Source organism: Paenibacillus sp. 01T431 (genome assembly GCF_056398625.1).
This window is the reverse complement of sequence record NZ_JBFTPT010000011.1, coordinates 224,861-247,220: the sequence shown is the minus strand read 5'-3', so window position 1 is coordinate 247,220 and position 22,360 is coordinate 224,861. Positions and strand designations below refer to the sequence as shown.

Annotated in this window: 20 protein-coding genes; 18 read left to right on the top strand and 2 right to left on the bottom strand. The window is 41.1% G+C overall.

All coding sequences use genetic code 11. The features are described 5' to 3' along the window. The first annotated feature begins 25 nt into the window (after window positions 1-25). From AC1DM9_RS20925 to AC1DM9_RS20865, 13 genes are all read left to right on the top strand, one after another. Window positions 26-1,441 (top strand): FAD-binding oxidoreductase, encoded by a 1,416-nt coding sequence (locus tag AC1DM9_RS20925; RefSeq protein ID WP_477581979.1) that lies wholly within the window; start codon window positions 26-28, stop codon window positions 1,439-1,441. After that, window positions 1,434-2,795, top strand: coding sequence for a (Fe-S)-binding protein (locus AC1DM9_RS20920; protein ID WP_441877318.1), 1,362 nt, complete (start codon window positions 1,434-1,436; stop codon window positions 2,793-2,795). The genes AC1DM9_RS20925 and AC1DM9_RS20920 overlap by 8 nt, the downstream gene beginning before the upstream one ends. Before the next feature lie 108 nt (window positions 2,796-2,903). Further along, window positions 2,904-3,767, top strand: coding sequence for a MurR/RpiR family transcriptional regulator (locus AC1DM9_RS20915; RefSeq protein WP_441877315.1), 864 nt, complete (start codon window positions 2,904-2,906; stop codon window positions 3,765-3,767). A 570-nt stretch (window positions 3,768-4,337) separates the two neighbouring features. Continuing rightward, window positions 4,338-5,243 carry an N-acetylmuramic acid 6-phosphate etherase gene (murQ, locus tag AC1DM9_RS20910; RefSeq protein ID WP_477551679.1) on the top strand — a complete coding sequence of 302 codons (906 nt, stop codon included), beginning with the start codon at window positions 4,338-4,340 and terminating at the stop codon, window positions 5,241-5,243. A gap of 59 nt (window positions 5,244-5,302) precedes the next feature. Continuing rightward, window positions 5,303-6,757: an ABC transporter substrate-binding protein gene (locus tag AC1DM9_RS20905; protein WP_477551678.1), complete on the top strand. Its 1,455-nt coding sequence runs from the start codon at window positions 5,303-5,305 to the stop codon at window positions 6,755-6,757. A 105-nt stretch (window positions 6,758-6,862) separates the two neighbouring features. Beyond that, window positions 6,863-7,765 carry a carbohydrate ABC transporter permease gene (locus AC1DM9_RS20900; RefSeq protein ID WP_441877306.1) on the top strand — a complete coding sequence of 301 codons (903 nt, stop codon included), beginning with the start codon at window positions 6,863-6,865 and terminating at the stop codon, window positions 7,763-7,765. 17 nt (window positions 7,766-7,782) lie between these two features. Continuing rightward, window positions 7,783-8,643: a carbohydrate ABC transporter permease gene (locus tag AC1DM9_RS20895; protein WP_441910654.1), complete on the top strand. Its 861-nt coding sequence runs from the start codon at window positions 7,783-7,785 to the stop codon at window positions 8,641-8,643. After that, a complete protein-coding gene (locus AC1DM9_RS20890; RefSeq protein WP_477581977.1) occupies window positions 8,643-9,863 on the top strand; it encodes an anhydro-N-acetylmuramic acid kinase in 1,221 nt (406 codons plus the stop codon). Before AC1DM9_RS20895 ends, AC1DM9_RS20890 begins: the two co-directional genes overlap by 1 nt. Next, window positions 9,864-10,835, top strand: a complete 972-nt coding sequence (locus AC1DM9_RS20885) for a GNAT family N-acetyltransferase (RefSeq protein WP_477581975.1) — start codon at window positions 9,864-9,866, stop codon at window positions 10,833-10,835. Between the two features lie 2 nt (window positions 10,836-10,837). Next, window positions 10,838-11,542, top strand: coding sequence for a PIG-L deacetylase family protein (locus tag AC1DM9_RS20880; protein ID WP_441910659.1), 705 nt, complete (start codon window positions 10,838-10,840; stop codon window positions 11,540-11,542). Window positions 11,543-11,567: 25 nt separating this feature from the next. Next, window positions 11,568-12,710, top strand: a complete 1,143-nt coding sequence (locus AC1DM9_RS20875) for an exo-beta-N-acetylmuramidase NamZ family protein (protein WP_477581972.1) — start codon at window positions 11,568-11,570, stop codon at window positions 12,708-12,710. A 17-nt stretch (window positions 12,711-12,727) separates the two neighbouring features. Continuing rightward, a complete protein-coding gene (locus tag AC1DM9_RS20870; protein WP_477581970.1) occupies window positions 12,728-14,290 on the top strand; it encodes a glycoside hydrolase family 3 protein in 1,563 nt (520 codons plus the stop codon). 12 nt (window positions 14,291-14,302) lie between these two features. Then, on the top strand, window positions 14,303-15,220 hold the full coding sequence (locus tag AC1DM9_RS20865) for an N-acetylglucosamine kinase (RefSeq protein ID WP_441877285.1): 918 nt from the start codon (window positions 14,303-14,305) through the stop codon (window positions 15,218-15,220). Between the two features lie 109 nt (window positions 15,221-15,329). On the opposite strand, the gene AC1DM9_RS20860 is transcribed toward AC1DM9_RS20865, so the two are convergent. Next, window positions 15,330-16,538 carry a GNAT family N-acetyltransferase gene (locus AC1DM9_RS20860; RefSeq protein WP_477581967.1) on the bottom strand — a complete coding sequence of 403 codons (1,209 nt, stop codon included), beginning with the start codon at window positions 16,536-16,538 and terminating at the stop codon, window positions 15,330-15,332. Window positions 16,539-16,800: 262 nt separating this feature from the next. After that, complete coding sequence (locus tag AC1DM9_RS20855; protein WP_430057220.1) at window positions 16,801-17,778, bottom strand: tRNA dihydrouridine synthase; 978 nt, start codon at window positions 17,776-17,778, stop codon at window positions 16,801-16,803. Between the two features lie 510 nt (window positions 17,779-18,288). On the opposite strand from AC1DM9_RS20855, the gene AC1DM9_RS20850 reads away from it, so the two are divergent. From AC1DM9_RS20850 to AC1DM9_RS20830, 5 genes are all read left to right on the top strand, one after another. Beyond that, on the top strand, window positions 18,289-18,630 hold the full coding sequence (locus AC1DM9_RS20850) for an ArsR/SmtB family transcription factor (RefSeq protein ID WP_208629897.1): 342 nt from the start codon (window positions 18,289-18,291) through the stop codon (window positions 18,628-18,630). After that, window positions 18,623-19,066, top strand: coding sequence for an SRPBCC family protein (locus AC1DM9_RS20845; protein WP_076269679.1), 444 nt, complete (start codon window positions 18,623-18,625; stop codon window positions 19,064-19,066). Before AC1DM9_RS20850 ends, AC1DM9_RS20845 begins: the two co-directional genes overlap by 8 nt. Before the next feature lie 49 nt (window positions 19,067-19,115). Next, the gene (locus AC1DM9_RS20840) at window positions 19,116-19,562 is read left to right on the top strand and encodes a cupin domain-containing protein (RefSeq protein ID WP_144376824.1); all 447 of its coding nucleotides are present in this window, start codon (window positions 19,116-19,118) and stop codon (window positions 19,560-19,562) included. 490 nt (window positions 19,563-20,052) lie between these two features. Next, entirely contained in the window at window positions 20,053-20,250 is a 198-nt protein-coding gene (locus tag AC1DM9_RS20835) for a hypothetical protein (RefSeq protein ID WP_076269681.1), read from the top strand. Continuing rightward, window positions 20,247-21,440, top strand: coding sequence for a winged helix-turn-helix domain-containing protein (locus AC1DM9_RS20830; RefSeq protein ID WP_477551670.1), 1,194 nt, complete (start codon window positions 20,247-20,249; stop codon window positions 21,438-21,440). Before AC1DM9_RS20835 ends, AC1DM9_RS20830 begins: the two co-directional genes overlap by 4 nt. Window positions 21,441-22,360 lie beyond the last annotated feature (920 nt).

Genomic DNA, 22,360 nt, shown 5'->3' with positions numbered 1-22,360 from the left:
CAATTTAGTTATGGAGGAATCGTTCATGTTGAATGAAGCTGTAGTTAAACAATTACGAGAGATTGTAGGGGAAAAATTTTTTCGGACAGATCAGGAGGCGTTAATCGCACATTCCTATGATGGAACGCCGATGTTGCAGGCTTTGCCAGATGCAGTTATTTATCCAGAATCAACAGAGCAAGTTTCAGAAATTATGAAAATAGCTAACAGCAATCTTATTCCGATTGTAACAAGAGGCTCGGGTTCGAATCTTTGCGGTGGTACAGTACCATTGCAAGGCGGAATTGTGATGGTTATGCATCGCATGAATAAAATTATTGAAGTGGATATGGAAAACTTAACGGCTATTGTCCAGCCTGGTCTAATTACTGGACAATTCATTTCACATGTTGAAGGGCTAGGACTATTCTATCCACCAGATCCAAGCAGTATGAAAATTTCTACAATAGGCGGCAATATCGCTGAATGCTCAGGCGGTCTAAGAGGCTTAAAGTACGGAACCACAAAAGATTATGTACTTGGCTTAACTGCTGTGCTGGCAAATGGCTCAATCATCCGTACTGGCGGGAAATTGACTAAAGATGTCGCTGGGTACGATTTGACGAAACTATTAGTAGGCTCTGAAGGAACTCTTGCCGTTATTACAGAGGCGATTCTTAAGCTTGTGCCACAGCCAAAAACAAAGAAAACGATGGTTGCGATGTATAAGGATATTTATGGTGCAGCACATACGGTATCTAAAATTATTAAAAACCAAATTATTCCAGCGACCTTGGAAATACTGGATAATCCAACCATTCGGGTTGTTGATGATTTCGCGAAAATCGGTTTGCCACTAGATATGGCCGCGATCCTCATTATTGAGCAGGATGGTGAACAAGAAGTGGTTGAACGTGATATTGAAAAAATACAGCTTATTTGCAAGGAAGAGCAGGCGGATCGAATTGAGGTAGCAGCGGATCGTGAAGAAGCAGAAAAGCTTCTGACAGCTAGACGCAGCGCATTTACCGCACTTGCTCGCCTGCGCCCGACGACGATACTTGAGGATGCTACTGTACCTCGTTCTAAAATTGCGGAAATGATATTGCGTACAAATGCAATCGCCCAAAAATATAATGTGAATATAGCGACCTTTGGGCATGCAGGTGATGGAAACCTGCATCCAACCGCAACGACTGACGCACGTGACCACGAAGAAGTGCATCGTGTTGAGGAGGCATTTGCCGAAATTTTTGAAGCTGCAATCGAACTCGGTGGCACGATTACTGGTGAGCATGGGGTCGGCGTTGTGAAAGCCCCTTATTTGGAATGGAAGGTTGGGGAAGCGGGAATTGAAGTAATGAAAGGAATCAAAGGCGCTTTCGATCCAATGAATATTTTGAATCCTAGTAAGATGTTTGCTAAGGAAGCGAGGAAACGGGTGGTGGTGCAGCATGGCTAGTACTACAGGAAAACCGGTTATCGAGCATGCTCATCCTCTTGCTCGTACTTTATTAGAGAAGCTTGACTACGATCAGCTAACAAATTGTATGCGATGCGGCTTCTGCTTGCCTGCTTGTCCGACATTCCATGAAACAGGTATGGAGCCTGCCTCTCCACGTGGACGCATTGCGATGATGAAGGCAGCTGTAGATGGACTAATGGTTCCAGACCAGCAGTTCCAAGATCAAATGAACTTATGCTTAGGCTGTCGTGCTTGTGAACCAGCTTGTCCGGCAGATGTAAAGTATGGTCAATTAATTGAACAGACGAAAGAAGCGATCGAGGAGCACGCAACGCATTCATTGCCGATTAAAGGTATTCGCAAGACGGTTTTCAAACATTTATTTCCGAAACGCAGCAGCTTGAAGCTGCTTGGAGGCTCGCTTGCGGTCTATCAAAAATCCGGCTTGCAAAAAGTAGTGCAATCAACCGGTGTAATGAAGCTGTTGCCTAAACAATTATCTGAGATGGAGTCTATCTTGCCATCTGCCAGTTCAAAGGGTGTAGTTGAGCGGCTGGGCACTTTTTATCCTGCGAAGGGTGAACGAATCGCCAAAGTTGCGATGTTTCGCGGTTGTATCATGGATGTTATATTCGCAGATACGAATGTGAATACAGTTGAGCTGCTGTCTGCTGCGGGCTTTGACGTATATATTCCTGAAAGTCAGGTCTGCTGTGGTGCGCTGCATGCTCATAGTGGGGAAATGAATGACGCTCGCGAACTGGCAGCAGTGAATATCGATATATTCAAACAGCTCGATGTCGCCTACATTGTATCCAATGCAGGCGGTTGTGGTGCGCTGCTCGTTGAATATGACCATCTTATGCAGGAAAATAAAAAGTACAGCGAGACAGCAAAATGGTTTGCTTCAAGAGTGATCGATGTCAGTACATTGATTGTAGAAAAGGGACGTGTACCGAAATTTGTACAAAAAGAAAGTTCTCAAGATGCCCGGAAAGTCAAAGTGACGTATCAGGATTCCTGTCATCTGCGCAATGTGATGAAAGGCTCGAGCGCCCCGCGTAAATTAATGAGGGAAGTAGTTAACGCTGAATATGTTGAAATGGGTGAGTCTGATCGCTGCTGCGGCTCTGCTGGCATATACAATGTCGTACAGCCTGAGATGGCGGGTTCCATCCTTGAGCACAAAATGGAGCATGCGAACAACACACAAGCAAGCTATATGCTAACGAGTAATCCAGGCTGTCTGCTTCAAATGAAGCTTGGAATAGAAAAGCATAAGCCTGATCAGACGATGAAAGCGATGCACATCGTTGATTTTTTGCATGATCGGATGATTGTATCAGAGTAACAAATATTAATTTTAAGTTTGCCAAAATGTATTTTGCTATTGTATTAGGTTGTCTAAATTGTTTATGATATTATTTAAGGTGTTAATTAAATCTTGAGTAGGTAGATTATGAGTTTAAATGACAACATATTAATTAAGATTCGTGAAATGAGAGAAAGCTTTACTCCAGTTGAACGATTGGTTGGAGATTACATTTTAGAAAATAAAGAAGAAATCCCTCATTTATCGATTAAGGAATTAGCTCAATCTAGTAAAACAAGTGATGCCTCTGTCCTTCGTTTCTGTAAGACGATGGGTTACAGCGGATACCGCAATTTTATTGTGAGTATCTCCGCTTCTTTGGGCTCTCGTGATGAGGATCCAAAGGCTCAATATACAGATATTCAGCCGGGCGATGATCTCTCGACAATTATTTCAAATATTTCTTTGAATAATTGCAAGTCCATTGAGGATACGCTTAGTGTCATCGACCGAAAAGAAATTGCAAGAGCTGTAGAATTATTATGCCATAGCAAGAGAATTGTTTTCTTTGGAATAGGTGCCTCAGGAATCGTTTGTATGGACGGGGAACAGAAGTTCTCACGAATTAATAAGATGTGCCATGCCTATACGGATGGTCATAGTCAGCTCACAGCAGCAACGTTACTTGAGAAAGATGATGTTGCCATTTTCATTTCCAACTCTGGCGCAACTAGTGATATTATTGATGCACTGATCATTGCTCAAAAGAACAAAGCGAAATGTATTGCGATTACGAAGTACAATAAAAGTGAGCTTGCCGTGCGAGCGGATATTGTTCTTAGTATATCTACACCTGAAATTACAATTCGCAGTGGTGCTATGGGCTCGCGTATTGCTATGCTTACGATTATCGACATCTTATTTGCTGGTGTCGCAAGTGCAGAATATGAGGAAGTAAAAACCTACTTGACAAAAACACATAATATAGTGAAGAAAAAACTGAGATATTAGGTTCTTCTTTAATGAATGGGGAAGAAAGCATTGATCATTGATCAATGCTTTCTTTGTGTATTTCATGCATTTATTTTTATACCTAACATAATACTCACTCAATAGATGTTAGATTAGCTACATGACGAATGCGTTTAATCTAACCATATAATGATTAGTTTAATTCGACAATTGAAGCTTCGCGCACGATTTTAATATGGAAAATGAATGAAAATTGTAAACGAAACGTCTACTGGTTGATTAGAGACTATGTCATTTTATGCTTCATTTGAATTGGAAACAAGCGCATATGACAGCGATTTCTTATTTTGCGAATGCTGTAATAATAGCAATGTAAGCGTTTAACAAAAATTAAAAAAGTACCTTGTAAGCGGTTTGTAAATGTGATATAACAGTGTGTATAGATATTGAAATAAAAAAACGAAATATTATTTATTTATGAAATAATATTTCAAAATCTATTGACGAATTGAGGGCAGTGTATTAATATGAAAAAATAATTCATGTTAATTAACCTCACTTATCTAGTAATTTATATGTGAAATATTGTTAACAAGACGGAGGATGACTATGAATGACTACCTTGCGGGATTAACAACAGAGGCTGTGAATCCAGACACATTAATGATTGATGAATGTACTACGGAGCAAATGGTCCAGTTAATGAATCAACAAGATGCTCTGGTCTCGGCAGCTATAGCTGAGGAAATTCCGCAGATTGCAAAGGCGGTTGATGTTCTACATCATAGGTTGTCTAATGGTGGAAGAATGTTTTATATAGGAGCTGGCACTTCAGGAAGACTAGGTGTTTTGGATGCTTCAGAATGTCCTCCTACCTTTGGTACAGATCCTTCCTTAGTACAGGGCTATATCGCTGGTGGTGATATTGCTTTGCGTAGTGCGGTTGAAGGCTGTGAAGACGATGTTGATGAAGGGATCGCATTAATCGAAAGCATCGGTGTAACAAACAAAGATGTGCTAATTGGGATTTCGGCAAGCGGCAGTGCAAACTATGTTATTGCAGCTTTAACGAAAGCAAAGGAGCTTGGAGCAGCCACTATCGGTGTTTGTAACAACAAAGGCTCAAAGTTTGAACCCATTGTAGATGTTTGTATTTCACCTGTTGTAGGGCCGGAGGTCATTAGCGGCTCGACTCGATTAAAGGCGGGAACTGCTCAAAAGCTGGTGCTTAATATGCTGACAACATGCACAATGGTCAAGCTAGGGAAAACGTATAACAACTTAATGGTCGATCTAAAGGCAAGTAACTTTAAGCTGGTAGATCGCTCAGTCCGTATTATTATGAATACGACTGGTGTAGACACATCAACCGCCGCAGAAACACTTGAAAAAGCATCTATGAATTGTAAGCTGGCAATAATGATGATTAAAACGGGGTTGGATGCAAAGGAAGCAGAACAAGCACTTAACGCAAATGGAGGACGGTTGAAACAAGCAATCTCATCATTGGCTTAGGTGGAGAAGAAATGGAGTAGCTGGATTGATGCTTTTAAAAATTGAGGAGGCTGTTATCGATGAAAAAAAGATCAAGTGTATTAACTCTATTTTTGTCAGTAATCATGATGTTATCACTATTATCCGCTTGTGCAGGAAACGGTAAAAACGCTCCAGACGCTACAAATTCCGAAAATAAAGGCAGCAGCAACAGTGGTTCTGAGCTGAAAAAAGATACGATTACTGCATTGTTACCTCCAGTATCGGCTAACTACCAAGCGCGTTTTACTGCTATGGAAAAAGAGTTTAATGAATTGTATCCACACCTAACTTTGAAAATCGAACCAGCGAGCTGGGAAGATATGACACAAAAACTTGATACTCAAGTAAATGCGGGTTCTCCTCCAGATATCGCTTGGGTTGGTTCTACAGGAATATCTAAATATGCAGCGCTAAACGTTCTAATTGACCTTAATGCTGCACTTTCAGATGAAGTTAAAGCAGATTATGATGAAGTTGCAATGAAATACTTCCAATTGGGCGATTCTCAATATGGTTTGCCAGCTTACTTGGCCATTCATTCTATCGGTGGCAACAAACAGTTCTTAGAGAAAGCGGGTATCGATTGGAAAAACGTTCAACAAAACGGTTGGACATATGACCAATTCCGCGATGCAATTAGTAAAGGCGTTGTTAAAAACGCTAAAGGTGAAACAACTCAGTATGGTTTTGTTTTCGCAACATCTGGTGTTACATCTAAGGACTATCTTAGTATTATGGCTAAATCTGCCGGTTTGCCAGACTACTTTGATCAAAACCTTAAGTTCTCTTACACAAGCAAAAACTTCTTAGGTCTGCTTGAAGCTATCCGTCAAATGATCGATGATGGCTCAATGCCTAAAGAACTAAGTTCTATCGATGCAGGCAAGCGCTGGAACATGTTCTTAACTGGTCAAACCATGATCACTGGTAAAGGCCTAGCTAGCTTTGAAAACTCTGCTCGTCTAAACAATGAAAAAATTAAAGCGAATGATGGTTCTGCAGTAGCGGATTCAATCGAAGCTGAATACATTGCGCTTCCTACACCTACATTTAACGGCGCTGATTACATTCCTACAGCTGTTGTTGATGGTTACATTGCGCTTCGCGGCAAAAAGGAACCTTCTGAAGAGCATGTTAAAAATATTGGTTTAGCCATTAATTTCCTATCTTCGGGAACCATTGCAGCTAACTACAGTAATGAGCTGTTCTTATCACCAATTACAAAATCTGCACGCAATGCTGCAGTGCTTGAACAATATCCTCGCAATGAAGAGAACGTTAAAGCAGACCAAATCATGATGTCCAAAGCGGTTCCGGCGCGTACAGATATCCCAACTGATCTAGCCGCAGAAGCACTTAAAATTGAAACGGAAGTCATCGTTCCTAAACTGCAAGCATTACTTGCAAATGAGATCAGTCCACAAAAAATGTATGATGCAGTTAAAGCAGCAGCAATTAAAGCCTTCGGTGAAGATGGTATTGTAGTTGACTAGTCTGTCATAACCTAGCATGTGAAAGCTGTACGTAGCTACAACGTACAGCTTTCCTTCTAAATTAGACTAGAGCTTTTACTTTTTAAAGAAGAGAGGTGCGACCCAATGAATCAAACGTTGACTAAAAGAAAAAAATTGAAACTCGAAAGTGACTTAGGTTGGGGATACGCGTTTATCGCAGTAGCACTTATTGCGTTTTCTTTATTTACCGCATATCCAGTAATCAATGCTTTTATGATCAGCTTACAAGAATATCGTCCATTAGGGTCCACATATGTCGGCCTGGAAAACTTCGTTAACTCATTTTCAGATGAACTTTTCTGGAAAGCATTGAAAAACACATTAGTATATACGTTATTAACGGTTCCATTTAATATTTTTCTATCCTTCTTAATTGCAATTTTGATTATACCTTTCAAGAAAAGAACACAAACAATCTTTAAAGCAGTATATTACTTGCCAGCTGTAGCATCAGGTGTAGCGCTTGCTGTTGTATGGCTGTGGATCTTCGATCCGTTAAAATCAGGTATTGCCAATCAGGTTGTGTCGTTTTTTGGGATTACTAATCAAAACTGGCTTGGTTCCAGTGCAACTGCCATGTTTTCACTTGTATTAATGTCATGGCTATCAAGTCATGGTACAGCGATTATTATCTATTTAGCTGCATTGCTCGGTATTGATAACAGCTATTATGAAGCAGCTGATATTGATGGCGCGACTTTCTTGCAAAAGCTTTGGTTTATCGTCGTTCCTTTCCTTAAGCCAACCACGCTATTCCTACTTGTTACAGGTGTCATTGGTTCCTTCCAAGTATTCCAAAACGCTTATCTTATGACAGGCGGTGGACCAGACCATGCAACAACAATGGTAGGTTTGTTGATTTTTAACAATGCGTTCACATATTTTGAGTTTGGTGAGGCAGCAGCACAATCATTACTTCTAGCAGCGATTATCGCAATTATTTCATACCTTCAATTTAAGTTTTTGGGCAAAGAAATAGAATACTAGGAAAGAGGCAGGATACTATGGGTTTGTTCAACAATAACATAAGAAGCAAAGGGTATCTGTTCGTCCGTAATGGTCTAATTATTACGTTCCTTATCCTATTTGCCGCAGCTACCATTTTCCCGATTTACTTTATGATCATTTCCTCGTTCGGTGATCCGGTAGAAGCTGGTGCAATGAGCTATTCGATCATCCCGTCGAAGATTTCATTTGAATCCTATAAATTCTTCTTTAACTTCAGCCCGCATTCATGGGATTGGCTAATGAACTCTTTTATTGTGGCAGCTTGTATCACGGTATCTAACGTATTTTTTGCTACACTTGCAGGGTATTCTTTTGCAAAAATGAGATTTAAAGGAAGAAACATTTTGTTCGCTATTTTGCTAGGATCGATGATGATTCCTGGCCAAGTCACACAGGTTCCACTATATATATTGATTGTAAATATTTTTGAATTACAAAATACGTATACAGCTTTGATTATGCCAAGCATCGTAACGGTGTATAACATTTTCTTGGTTAAGCAGTTCATGTCTTCCATTCCAGTTGAAATTATTGAAGCTGCTAAAATCGAAGGTTGTTCTCAACCTAAAATCTTCTGGCATATCATTATGCCTCTATCAAAAACAGTTATGGCAGTACTGGCTATCCTAACGTTCATGGCAGCATGGAATGACTTCTTCTGGCCATTCCTAGTAACGAATACGATGGATATGCAAACGATTCAGGTCGGCTTGAAAAACTTCCGCTTTGCGAATACAACTTACTTTGCACCAATGATGGCAGGTGCAACAATTTCAGCAGTTCCAATGTTTATTTTGTTCTTCAGTTTACAAAAATACTTCCTTGAAGGAGTAACAGTTGGAGCGGTGAAGGGCTAATGGACAAACAATCAAAAGTTGAAGCAACATACTTAGTTGGTTTGATGTCTGGTACATCAGTAGATGGTATTGATGCAGCGGTAATTAAGCTTTCTCCAATGCCGGATAAAGAGCAAGGAGTAGAGATTGAGCTGCTGGCTTTTGAGAACACTGCTTTTCCGAAGCAAGTTAGAAACGCAATATTTGAGCTTTTTGATCGGGCTAACGCTACGATTGATAAAGTTGGCGCAATGAATATGTGGCTTGGTGAATTATACGCCCAAGCCACATTGTCCGTTATAGGGAAATGCGGGCTAGAGCCATCACAAATATTTGCCGTTGGATCACATGGTCAAACGATCTATCATGCTCCGGAAGAAAATGTTATGGACGGCTATAACCTGCATTGTACAGTTCAAATTGGCGATGGTGCTGTAATTGCGAATCGCACAGCAATTCCTTGCGTATCAGACTTTCGAGTCGCTGACATGGCAATGGGCGGACAAGGAGCGCCGTTAGTACCATTTACTGAATATTTATTGTTTAACAATCCAGAGAAAACACTTCTTCTGCAAAACATTGGAGGAATAGGTAATGTGACTGTTCTTCCTGCAAATGCCTCGCCGGAACAGGTATTTGCATTTGATACTGGCCCTGGAAATATGATTATCGATGGGCTTGTATCTCAATTATTTGCGCCAATGACGATGGATGTTGGCGGTGGAATTGCTGCGAGCGGTCAAGTGATTGATGAGCTTTTGAAATGGATGCAGCAAGATGAATATTATAGGATGCCTTTACCGAAATCGACAGGCAGAGAACGATTTGGTCAACCATACGTTGCACAAATTATTGAATCGATGGAGGTTAATAACTGGAAAGCTGAAGATGTTATTGCAACAGCTACACACTTAACAGCATGGAGCATCGTCGATAGCTATGAACGGTATATTGCGCCACAGCATCAAGCCCAGCAATTGTTAATTGGTGGCGGTGGCAGCTATAACCTGACGTTAGTGCGTGATTTGCAGAAATTATTAGCACCATATAAGGTGCAGGTGCTGACGCAGGAGGATATCGGTGGCAATAGTGATGCTAAGGAAGCCATTGCATTTGCTGTGCTAGCGTATTATACGATGAAGCGCTTGCCAAACAATATTCCACTAGTAACTGGAGCTTCTCAGCCAGTAGTCATGGGCAAAATTTCTTGGCCTTATCTTGGACGTTCACAGGAGGCTTGAATGATGCAAATTAGACCCTTTTCAATTGAAGATCTTTCTGAAGTTGTAGAGCTTTGGAATCGAGAGGCTACAAAATATGATTACAAACCATTTACAGAGCGGGAGTTTCAAGATAATTTCATTGATCATCCTTATTTCGATGCGGAGTGTATATGGGTAGGCTGCAATGAAAAAGGTATTGTTGGTTTTGCTGCTGGTTGCAGTGGCGATGACCTGCCGCTAGGAGATGTGGCCGGCTATATTACGAGTGTTATTATTGATGCCGAAGTCGCTTTTCTAGAGCATTATGATGCTTTTCTATTAGGTATAGAAAAAAGATTCCAAGCACTTGGAAAAAGACAGGCGGAAGTATTGTTTTTCAACCCTATTAAGCTGAAATGGAATATTCCAAGTGCGCCGCAGCATGAGCACAACAATGCCCCAGGCATCAGTAAGGACCAGCCATTATACGACGCTTTAATCGCAAGAGGGTACGTGGATCGGGCGACGCAATGCGGCATGTACTTAAGACTCGGAAACTTTAGTGTTCCTGAAGATATGACAAGCAAAGAAGTTAAAGCAAATAGTAAAGGCTATTATGTTACTCCTTATGCCCCTGCTTTGCATAATGGTCTTGAAGCAACGCTTGCTGCCTTGCAAAATCCGCAGTGGGAAAAAGATGTTGTATCGTATGTGAAGGATGGCGCACCTCTTATAGCAGCTGTGCATGGCAACGAAGTTGTTGGCTTTGCAGGTCCTATTATTTCAGAACCGAATGGTCGAGCTTTTTTTTGYGGTATCGGTGTTCACCCAGAGCATAAGGGTCATGGTCTCGGCAGTGTATTATTTTTCCGAATGGTAGAGGCTTTTCAACATGTCGGCTGTCAATATATTTCATTATTCACTGGAAGCAATAATCCGGCTCTTCGAATCTATCAAAAAGCAGGATTTAGTATTGAAAAACAATTTTCTATACTGCGGAGGGAACTATAAAAATGAGCGAAAAATTAACAGTATTGGCCATTGGAGCACATGTTGGCGATGTGGAACTAGCATCCGGTGGTGTACTAGCAAGTCATAGTGTAAAGGGAGACCGCATTGTGACACTAGCATTAACTGCAGGTGAAAGAGGTGTACCAGCAGGAGGGGATATGAAGGAGTACCGTCAGCAAAAAGTGAAAGAGGCGGAAGTATTTGCTGATATGCTTGGCGGTGAAGCTATTGTATTTGATTATTGTGACGGAGAGCTGCCTGACAATCAACAAGTTCGTATGGAGGTTTGTGATGTTATTCGCCGTGTAAAGCCAAATATTATTATTACACATTGGAAAAACAGTATGCATAAGGATCATGCGCTAACGCATCATATCGTAAATGATGCTCGTTTCTTCGCAAGCCTGTCATCCTTTGAACGAGATCTTCCTGCTCACTTTGCAGCAAGACTATATTATTCCGAAAACTGGGAAGATGCTGTTGATTATGTCCCTTACCTATACGTGGATTTCGATCAGGCGGCATATGATCTATGGATTGATGCTTTAAGCAAACATTGGTTTGTGACGAATAGCAAATCTTTCAAATATATGGATTACTATAAAGCATTAGCAGTTGTTCGCGGCTGTGAAGCAAGAAAAACATATGCAGAAGCCTTTATGGTGCCTGCTGAAACGATGAAGGTTAGACAATCTAGTCTTTGGTAACAGTTCAGTTAGGAGGCAACTTTATATGGTGTTAAATGGGATCGATTCGATTATGAATTATCGTCAATGGTTTGAAGGCAAGCGCGTAGGATTAATTACAGCACCGACAGGGCTTACAAAAAATTTTGAATCAACGATTTCCATTTTGCATAAAAACTTTAATCTTACTGCGATGTTTTCACCTGAGCATGGTGTTCGCGGAGATTTGGATGCAGGGGCATTAGTAGAGACGTATATGGATCCTTTGACGAATGTTCCGGTCTATAGTTTATACCGTAAAGACTCCAAGCGTTTAACAAAGGAAATGCTGGATGAAGTAGATATCGTTGTGTACGATATTCAAGATGTTGGTATACGGTATTACACATATATATATACGATGCTGTATGCACTTGAAGATTGTGCTAAGGCAGGCGTAGAATTTGTTGTTCTTGATCGTGTTAATCCGCTTAATGGGGTAAACGTGGAAGGGAATATTTTAAAGCCTAGCTTCAAATCATTTGTTGGAAATTACGAGCTCGCTGTTCGATATGGCCTAACAGCAGGTGAAGTGGCAATGATGGCAAATGATCAAATGAATTGGAAAGCTTCGCTTCATGTCGTTCGTTTGGAAGGATGGGAACGGAGCATGTCCTTCCCGGATACAAAATTAACTTGGGTTCATCCTTCACTTGGGATACCGCGATATGAAACAGCGTTATTATATACAGGTACATGCTTATTTGAAGGTACAAACTGCTCCGAAGGACGCGGTACAACGTTCCCATTTGAAATGATTGGCGCTCCCTTCATTCAAGCGGAGCAATTGGCAGATGAGATGAACGCCAAACGAATGCCAGGTGTGCATTTCCGACCTGTTCATTTCAAGCCGGCCTCATCTAAGCATGTTGGCGAACGATGTGGCGGAGTACAAATATATATTACAGATATCCAAGTGATGAAGCCGTTAGATGTTGGCGTAACCTTATTATTTGCGATAAGAGATTTGTATGAGCAATTTTCATTCCTGCCTCCTGTGAAGGAGGGCTCACGCCCATTTATCGATTTGCTGGGCGGGGACAGCATGTATCGTACGGAAAATATTCGAGCAAAGCAGCTGCTTGAACAGTTCGCAGAGGAAAGCAAGCAATTTGCAGAAATGAAACAGCAATATCATTTATATCGTTAGTGGATGGTGAGCAATTGATGAAAACAATAAAACAAATGAGCTTGCGTGAAAAGATCGGGCAAATGTTCGTCACAGGCTTCCCGTCAACTGAGATATCTCCTGAGCTGAAGGAAGTAATCGAGCAGTATAAAGTCGGCAATATTATTTTATTTTCACATAATATCGAAGATAAATATCAATTAGGCGGGCTTGTAGCTGAGTTGCRGCAATGGTTCACGACACATACAGGTTTCCCAGGCTTTATTACGATTGACCAAGAAGGCGGTCGTGTGACTCGAATGCCCAAGGACGCGACAAATATTGCTGGGGCAATGGCTATTGCTTCATCAGGCCGACCTGAAAATGCGTATGCAGCAGGTAGAATGACTGCCAGAGAATTGAAAGCATTAGGTATTAATTTCAATCTTGCGCCAGTGATGGACATTAACAATAATGCCTTGAACCCCGTTATCAACGTTCGTTCTTATGGAGATTCAGTCGAGAAGGTATCACAATATGGGATTGAGATGATGAAGGGATTGCAGGGTGGAGGCGTAATGTCCTCGCTTAAGCATTTTCCAGGTCATGGTGATACAAATGTCGATTCGCATATTGGCTTGCCTACGATTGAAAAAACGGTAGAGGAATTAGAGCAGCTTGAACTGCTGCCGTTTAAGGCTGCAATTAAGCAAGGTGCTCAAGCTATTATGAGCGCACATATTTTATTTCCGCAAATCGATAAGTCCGGACTGCCGGGAACGATGTCTTATACGATTATTACAGAGCTATTAAAAGAAAAATTAGGTTTTAAAGGTTTAGTTGTATCGGATTGTTTGGAAATGGATGCGATTAAACGTTATTATGGTACTGCAAAAGGAGCGTTAGGGGCCGTTAAAGCAGGTATTGATTTGATATTTATTAGTCATACGTCTAAAACGGTTAAAGAAGCGATTCATTTAATAGAAGAAGCTGTAGCAATCGGTGATTTGGATGAAGCGGTTATTGATGCAGCTGTTACAAAAATTTTAGCTTACAAAGCCCAATATGCAGTTATTGAGGAGCTGGATTACGAAATAGTTGGCTGCGATGTACATCGCCGTGCGAATGATCTGATGCGAACGGAAACGATCTGCCGCATTAACGGTGAGATTGATCCCATTCAAACAGGTGATGAGCAAGTATTATTTATGGGCTCCTATTCCTATCGCACCGATCTTGCATCCAGCAGTGTCAATCAAGATCTGAGCTTCCCGCAATATATGGGTGAGCATTTTCATGCAGCGTATGAGATTATCAGCATTGATCCGAGCGAGGAGCAAATTAAAGCTGCGCTGCAAAAGGCTGAAGGCTGCAAGCATGTTGTAATCGGCTTGTTCAATGCGCGTGAAAACAAAGGTCAACTTGCGCTTGTACAGAAGCTGTTGGCAGCAGACTATAAAGTAACGGCCATTACATTAGGACGACCATATGATTTAACATTAATCGATGGTGAGTTCTGCGGAATTGCAGCATTTGAGTATTCATTAGATGCATTCAAATCACTTATTCCAATCTTAAATGGTGAGCTTACACCAACTGCCAACATTACGATTCAGCTTTAGGGGGATATGAGTATGGCATATATCGTTGGAGTTGATGGAGGCGGCACCAAGACAGCTGTCACAATTATCCATGACCAGGAAGATGCTTTATTAACCTTTACTGTAGGACCAATTAATTATAACGGCGGGGATGCTGATGCGATTGCTGTCTCCTTTGAGGAAATTTTTAATCGAACGAAGCTCTACTGCAGCAATTTAGAGGAAGTTACTCATATCTGTATAGGAGCAGCAGGCGTAAGCAATCCGACAGTCGTTCATTTTTTGGAGAAGCATGTGAGAGATAATGGTTACATAGGGCCGTTAACGATTACAGGTGATCAAGAAACCGCATTATACGGAGCACAAAATGCGATGCAAGGCATTATTCTCATTGCCGGTACAGGGTCGATTTGCTTCGGGGTGAATGAAAAGGGAGAGCAGCATCGCACAGGAGGCTTTGGCCATCTAATTGATGACGAGGGAAGTGGCTATTGCATTGGGCGCAATCTCTTGTCCATTTTAGTTCAAGCAGAGGACGGAAGAATGACGGATACAATCATTCCAGCGCTAGTATACGAGCAGCTTGGGCTAAGCACTGTGAAAGAAATTATTGGCTTTGTTTATCATAAAAATACAACAAAAAAAGATATTGCGAAGCTCGCACCGATCATGACGACAGCATGCGAGAAAGGGGATGCGCAAGCGCTTGAGCTAGCGGAGCAATGTGCAGCCAGTCTATTTGAACTTGTGGTGCCTGTTATTGAGCGACTAGAGTTATATGAAAGTCCGATTGCCGTTGCAGGAAGTGTGCTGCAAAAATCTCGTTTTGTAAAAGATGCATTGGAACGAAAGCTTGCACGAACCTACCCGCAAACAAAGCTGATCTTGCCGATTAGGGATGCTGCCTATGGTGCTGTTTTGTTAGGAAGATCAAAAATGAAAAACGATTAGTAGTTAGCGTTATGCGAAATTAGGGTGTGTCATAAGTCCGAGCAGTTCTGGACTTGCGACACACCCCTTTTTATAAGCTATTAAGCAACATCAGTTGAAGGAAAATGACTTAAAATTTGTCGGTCAAATAAAACACGGCCTGCTGTTTCGGGAATAGAGCTTGCAAAATGTTTGCCTGTTCAGCACTATCCTTTGCTCTGCCTGCCGCATTATAGCCGAACATCAAATAAGTTATGAGATTACGTTCATCCACTTCTACCTCGACATAGGACTCAGCATGACTAACATCGGAAACGGAAAGCCGCTTCTGCTTGTAATCAAGATATATATGATCCTCTCCGCATTGAAGCGCTATGTACAGTTCTTGATCTGCCATCAAGTTATTAGTGTTAAGTCGATGTTCCAATTCAGGCCGAAGCTTTTGGAATGTAGAATGTAGATTGATCATTTTCCACATCGCCTGATTAATTGGTATGGATTGTGCTTGATGTTGTTGATAAAAGGAATATAGCTTATGGTCCTCTGGCAGCATCGCTAATATTTGTTTTGCACTTGGGCGCAGCTGACATAAGGCATGAAATAAATGTTCAACACCGTCCACTGCCTCGTTCAAATACATGAATTCATTAATAAATACTTGTTCAGTATCCTTCTTTTCAATAATGCCATAAGCTACAATTTTTTTATTTCTGCGGAGCAGCAGACAGTCTGCTTTTTTCCATTCCGGCCAGCTTATTAGATCATCCCAGTATGATTCATTACGAACTACGGTATAGGTGCGATTCTGATTGAACTGTTCATATATGAAACGGATATCATCAAGATAACGAGGTTCAAAAGGAATGATGTCGCAGCTGCTTTGCTGCTCAAAGCTTGCTTGCTTTTCAATTGCATAAGCAGTCTCGGGAATAAGTCTCCAGCCAACCTTTTCATAAAACCCATGCTTACTAGCCAGAAGTAAACTTATATCATAATTGGTTTCTTTCATGTAGTCTGTTTGTGCATGAAGAATTTTGTGCGTAAGGCCCATCCCGCGATAATTCGGAGCTGTACCGACGCTGCCCATTGCACCAATTTTCAAGATCGCTTGACCGACTTTAATAGAAAGAGGGAAAATTTGCACATTAGCAGCAATCTCACCGTCGACCATTGCGAACCATGTTGTCTCTGGATCATATGTGCTATCGAGGTCTAATCTTTCTTGGAAAAAAACTCGGCCTACTGAAAAGCATTCATCTAAAATATCGTAAATCTTTTCAAGCTGCTCTCTCGTTGGCTGGTTCGTTACGATGATGTTTTTGTCAGGTGCCGTCGTCATCTTTTATTTCCTCCTGCTTCGCAATGTTAGGTTAAATTAAATAGATTGAAAAAAGGGGCTAATTGTATTAGAAATTATTATCTTAATAAAAATATTAATATTGAAAATAATTTTCGTCAATAAAAGAGCGTGAACATCATATGACAACGCTCCATGCGGTAATCTGGCTGAGAAGTCTCTGTGGCCACATCGTATAAAAATGAGAGACCCTTCAAGAGTTCATTGAACTTTTGGGAGGTCTCTCATTTTTTTGATAAATACCTTATTCTAATTCTTGGTCTAAAAAAGGTATTACTAAACGACGTACTTCATCTGTTGACGTCGTATCCATCAATTGAGTTCTTAGTTCGCTTGCGCCTCTAAATCCACGAACATAGATTTTGAAAAAGCGAAGAAGTGGTTTAAATGGACGTGGTTCGTTTTCTTTTGAATATTTATCGTGAAGATCTAGCTGTAAAAGCAGTAAGTTGAGAAAATCCTTCGCGCTATGTTCTTTAGGTTCTTTTTCAAAAGCAAACGGATTGGTGAAAATGCCGCGGCCAATCATGACACCATCAACGCCGTATTGTTCTACCAATTTTAAACCAGTTGCGCGGTCAGGAATATCTCCATTAATGGTTAACAACGTATTTGGTGCAATTTCATCGCGTAATTTTTTTATTTCAGGAATGAGCTCCCAGTGCGCCTCTACTTTACTCATCTCTTTTTTTGTACGAAGGTGAATGGAAAGATTCGCAATATCTTGTTTCAATATATGCCCTAACCAATCGCGCCACTCGTCAATTTCAAAGTATCCCAATCTTGTTTTAACACTAACCGGCAATCCGCCTGCTTTTGCTGCTTGAATAATTTCGGCTGCAAGTTCAGGATGTTGTATTAATCCAGAACCCTTTCCATTGGATGCGACGTTTTGGACGGGGCATCCCATGTTTAAATCGATACCRCGAAAGCCTAGTTTTTTCATATCAATACTCATCTGTTCAAAAAATGCAGGTTTATTGCCCCAAATATGAGCGACGATTGGCTGCTCATCTTCTGTGAACGTTAACCGGCCACGAGTACTGGCTCTTCCTGCAGGGTTACAATAACTATCTGTACTTGTGAATTCTGTGAAAAATACGTCGGGTTTCGCAGCTGTACTAACGACGTGACGAAATACAACATCTGTGACATCTTCCATTGGTGCTAATATAAAAAACGGCTTTGGTAAATCAAGCCAAAAGTTGTGTTCGTTACTCATAATATCTCCTCTTGTTGCAATATATAAAAATCAATAAAAGCCGTAGTAAAGTCTTTTACCCAACATACATAATATCATTTTTTTTCGTTTGATGCACAGAATCGATTGTATGAGCGACAGACATATATTTGGTAACGGTCACCTATCACACATCAAAATTGATGTTGTTGCATTTGTATGAAGTACATCTTCGATCTGCACCATTCTCGCTATAATGATTTGACTAATATAAGAGAACAAACGCTAGTCCCGGAAATTGACCATATAGATGAATAAGGCATTGGAATAGTTGTAAGTTGGCGTGAGAGTGATATAGGTTTCTATCCCAGAAAGTTGAAGCTACTTGCTGCCATTCGTATTCGGCTATACGCTTCAAACCGTGCAACCTGTCGACCTGTTCCCGCATACCATGTACGTTGAGTGCTGTGTGTCGGTAGTGATTAAGTATTTGACTGGACATGCAAAAAAGGGAGCTGAGCAATTTTACTGTGAAGCTTGACATGCAATTAAATGGTTGCATATAATAAGGGCATGGACAAAGTATTTAAAGCACTTGCCGATGGAACTCGCAGAGAGTTACTCGACTTCTTGTTCGCTAATAACGGACAATCCTTAGGAGAACTTTGTAAACAAATGACTATGACTCGTCAAGCTGTTACGAAGCACCTTCAGCTGCTGGAAGAAGCAAACCTTGTTACTGTCGTTTGGCAAGGCCGTGAAAAGCTGCATTATCTTAATCCGATACCTATCGGGGAAATTTATCAACGCTGGATCGGCAAGTTTGAGAGTCACCGGATTGAGGCATTAAACACACTAAAGCAAGCCTTAGAGGAGGATTCTAACCATGAATAAGACTTCATTCGTTTATACGACTTACATCGCAACTACGCCCGAGAAGCTTTGGCAAGCCCTAACTAACAGTGAATTCACCAAGCAGTATTTTTTCGGTCGTGAAATCTTTTCAGATTGGCAAGTTGGCTCCAGCTTTAAATTGATGGATAAAGATAAGGTTGATCATCATGGTGAAGTTCTTGTATGTGAGCCGTATCGTCTACTCACAGTTACCTGGAGCATCAGAGACGTTGAAGGAGAGCGATTCTCTAAGGTTAGTTATGAATTATCACCCTTGAACTCTACTGTAAAACTGACGCTACGCCACGAGGATTTATTAGAGAAGGATATTCGCAAAGATGAAGGCAAGATGGAAGGATTTAATAATGGCTGGCCTGTCATTCTCAACAATTTAAAGAGCTTGCTCGAAACAGGCAACATCCTGCCAGCCTTTTAGTTTATCATTCTGTTACTGAAACAATTAGATCTAAAGTGAGGTGAGCAAATTGGAGCCGAATCAAGCGAATTACTCGGTTAACCATGCAGGTACATTTTCGAATTTTGGAAACGTCACGGAAGGAATGCTAAAAGGGAAAATCTTTCTAAAAGAATCCTTACAACTTACGAGCATGGAAGTTTCACTCAATAATCTGCCCCCAAAGGCGGAAGTCCCTTTCTATCACAAACACAAAGAAAATGAGGAACTCTACATCTTTCTTAAAGGACAAGGTCAATTTCAAGTGGACGGAAACGAATTTGATGTGTTCGAAGGAACCTCCGTTCGAATTGCTCCTGACGGAGTGAGGGCGTTGCAGAATACATCCGCTTCGGAAGATATGTATTTTATCGTTATTCAAGCCAAAGAGAATAGCCTTACCCAATGGGTGGAGACAGACGGAGTAATCCTGGAACAACCTGTCGAATGGATCATGCAATCTCTCAAAACAACCTAAGCATCACACTCCAGCGAATTGTGGATCTTCACCATGAAAGCCCCGCCCGCACTAGGACGGGGCTTTGTTATACCCTAATATTGTAGACGGATTGTAGACGAAAGAATTTTACAAGCTGAATATCCTGAAATGTCGTAGACGAGTTGTCTACAAGAATTCAATAGAATTATATAAACTACATATTTGTGGTTGTGTATCGCATACACGTAAAGAGGTAAATACATATGGTAGATTCAGAAATATAATAATCAAAAGACAGTTGAGAAGTGAGCCACTGACTCCACACATGTGGAGTGTCTAATATTGATAATTCTGAAATAATAAATGAGATGTAACAGATTCGCTCAATTACATTGCTTTAATGATTGCTTACACGTAGGACACGGGCAGCAGTTCATTATCTCTTGTTTTTATGCTCAAGACAATGATAAGATATTACGGGAACGTATGTTTGTTTTTGTTAGTGTTCTAACAGATCGGGGGAACAGACGTGGTTGAAATTGTTGAAAAAGAGCAATTTTCGGTGATTGGAAAATTAGGAAAGGGGATTGCTGATGAAGCTCCCCAATGGATACCAGCATTATGGCAACAAGCAAATAGTAACTTTATTGAGATAAGCAACCTCGCCATCCATCATCAGGTGCAAGCAGCTTCCGTTTGTTTCGATAAGGAGCTGATGCGTACATGATTCAAATGACGAACCGCCAGGCACGGCAGTTTCTGTTATTGAAGCACGGGCTGTTGGGCGAATATCAATTTGCTGGAAAGCAGGGAGTATTGGATTTTGTGCGGCAGGTCGGTTGTATTCAATACGATCCCATCGATGTTTGCGGAAAAAACGCCGAACTGGTGTTGCAGTCGCGTATCAGAGGATTTACCAAGAACATGCTCGACGAGTTACTGTATAAAGATAGATTCTTGGTAGATTATCCCGACAAAAATTTGGCTATTATCCCTGTCGAGAACTGGCCGTACTTTGAGCGGTACAGGCAGGCTGCAAGACAACATGCTAAGCGCTATCCCGAAATGGAAGCGTTGGTACAACAAGTTCTGGCTCACATCCAAAATCACGGTGTGCTAAGTTCGAATGATCTAAAATTGAAAGGAAATTTCACTTGGCAATCGGTCATCCACTGGAGCAGCGGAAACAATTCATCCCGGTCGGTTCTGGAGCAGATGTACTCGACAGGCGATTTGATTATCCATCACAAAAAAGGAACGCGTAAATATTACGATATCGCCGGTAAGTACATACAGCCAAATCTGCTGAATGCGCCGGAGCCGTTGAAGGGCGAGCTTGAGCATCATAAGTGGCGGGTACTGCGTCGAATCGGAGCTGTTGGCCTTTTATGGAATCGCGCATCCGATGCCTGGCTGAACATATGGGGATTGAAAGCGGAGCAGCGCAACGAGGTTTTCCGCCAGCTGTTGCACGAAGCTCGCATTGTTGCTGTTGCCGTGGAACAAATGAAGGATACACTGTACTGCTGTGCGGAGGATTTACCGCTTATTGCAGCCGTCCTGCAAAATCCGACGCCGAAATTGCGCTGCGAGCTGATTGCCCCACTAGATAATTTCATATGGGACAGAAAACTGATCAAAGAATTATTTGGGTTCGATTACACTTGGGAGATTTATACGCCTGCAATCAAACGGAAATTCGGCTATTATGTGCTGCCTCTATTATACGGAGAAAGCCTCATCGGACGAGCCGAGGTAATCGCGGAGCGAAAAGCCGGGACGCTTGTTGTTAAAAATATATGGTACGAGAACGGCATAAAGCCAACAAAGCAATTGCGAACAGCCTTAAATAATTGTTTCCAAAATTTCGCATTATTCAACGGATGCAAGACGATTTCGACAGAGTCTTTGAACTGATATTTTCAGTTCCCTGGTACCATTTGCCGACGAGTTTCCGCGTAATACGAAGTTGAGAAGATTGTGGTGTAAAAGGATAGCACAATTAAGTTATATTATCGTTTTGCAGGTACGTTAGAAATTCTCGAACGGCTCGCTTGATGGTCATTCATGTAAAGTTATGCTGACCGCTTGGCGGTTTTATATCTGGGAAATTGTGCAACGCTCAGCAGTCCTTACATGTTGAGTATGTGGCTTGGTTGGAACTGGAAATGTAGATCTATATGTTCCCGCATGCGGGCATGTAGAAGTTGTTTGTTCCTTAATTTATAAAAATTTCGGGTCAGTGAATAGGGTAGTTGGGGACGTAAATATATTTTTACGTCCTTATTTTGTTATCCAATTGATTGGAGCTTCTCGTAGAATTGGTAATCTCGTCGTTAATCTTTTTTGTTTTACATGCTTTAGTGCTGTGATTGAAAAAGTAGTACCGTTCTTTGTTAGCTTATAGCTTATAGGATTTAATGAATTGAAATATATATTCGATATAAGTGTTTTTAAAGTTAAGTGACCCGAATAACATTCCCGAAAAAAATCATTCTTCAATCCATTCCACTAACATTCTCCGATATTCAACCATTCGCTAATTAGAAAAGTACTTGCTCATTATTTGAGAAATACATTTAAGAGCGGGAGCCCTCCATTCAAGACTCATATAGATGTATCTGTTTTTAACAGATTACCCGAAATAAAGAACTGTTGAAATCATAACATGTGGAGCTACTGTCTTAATCGTTCGAAGTCGTGGACACTTTAGAAAATGTGCCCTATCCCCCATAAATGTCAGAGATGACTTTATGATATAGAACATAGGAGGATTACATGTCCTGGAGCAAAATGAAGAAACAGCTTGAGCGTTTTTTCTGTCCTGCGTTATATGG

What these genes read in the sequence shown, in the direction of transcription:
- AC1DM9_RS20860 (WP_477581967.1), bottom strand. Translation starts at nt 16,538, where the DNA reads ATGACGACGGCACCTGACAAAAACATCATCGTAACGAACCAGCCAACG.
- AC1DM9_RS20875 (WP_477581972.1), top strand. Translation starts at nt 11,568, where the DNA reads ATGGTGTTAAATGGGATCGATTCGATTATGAATTATCGTCAATGGTTT.
- AC1DM9_RS20920 (WP_441877318.1), top strand. Translation starts at nt 1,434, where the DNA reads ATGGCTAGTACTACAGGAAAACCGGTTATCGAGCATGCTCATCCTCTT.
- AC1DM9_RS20905 (WP_477551678.1), top strand. Translation starts at nt 5,303, where the DNA reads ATGAAAAAAAGATCAAGTGTATTAACTCTATTTTTGTCAGTAATCATG.
- AC1DM9_RS20925 (WP_477581979.1), top strand. Translation starts at nt 26, where the DNA reads ATGTTGAATGAAGCTGTAGTTAAACAATTACGAGAGATTGTAGGGGAA.
- AC1DM9_RS20900 (WP_441877306.1), top strand. Translation starts at nt 6,863, where the DNA reads ATGAATCAAACGTTGACTAAAAGAAAAAAATTGAAACTCGAAAGTGAC.
- AC1DM9_RS20915 (WP_441877315.1), top strand. Translation starts at nt 2,904, where the DNA reads ATGAGTTTAAATGACAACATATTAATTAAGATTCGTGAAATGAGAGAA.
- AC1DM9_RS20845 (WP_076269679.1), top strand. Translation starts at nt 18,623, where the DNA reads ATGAATAAGACTTCATTCGTTTATACGACTTACATCGCAACTACGCCC.
- AC1DM9_RS20880 (WP_441910659.1), top strand. Translation starts at nt 10,838, where the DNA reads ATGAGCGAAAAATTAACAGTATTGGCCATTGGAGCACATGTTGGCGAT.
- AC1DM9_RS20895 (WP_441910654.1), top strand. Translation starts at nt 7,783, where the DNA reads ATGGGTTTGTTCAACAATAACATAAGAAGCAAAGGGTATCTGTTCGTC.
- AC1DM9_RS20850 (WP_208629897.1), top strand. Translation starts at nt 18,289, where the DNA reads ATGGTTGCATATAATAAGGGCATGGACAAAGTATTTAAAGCACTTGCC.
- murQ (WP_477551679.1), top strand. Translation starts at nt 4,338, where the DNA reads ATGAATGACTACCTTGCGGGATTAACAACAGAGGCTGTGAATCCAGAC.
- AC1DM9_RS20830 (WP_477551670.1), top strand. Translation starts at nt 20,247, where the DNA reads ATGATTCAAATGACGAACCGCCAGGCACGGCAGTTTCTGTTATTGAAG.
- AC1DM9_RS20865 (WP_441877285.1), top strand. Translation starts at nt 14,303, where the DNA reads ATGGCATATATCGTTGGAGTTGATGGAGGCGGCACCAAGACAGCTGTC.
- AC1DM9_RS20890 (WP_477581977.1), top strand. Translation starts at nt 8,643, where the DNA reads ATGGACAAACAATCAAAAGTTGAAGCAACATACTTAGTTGGTTTGATG.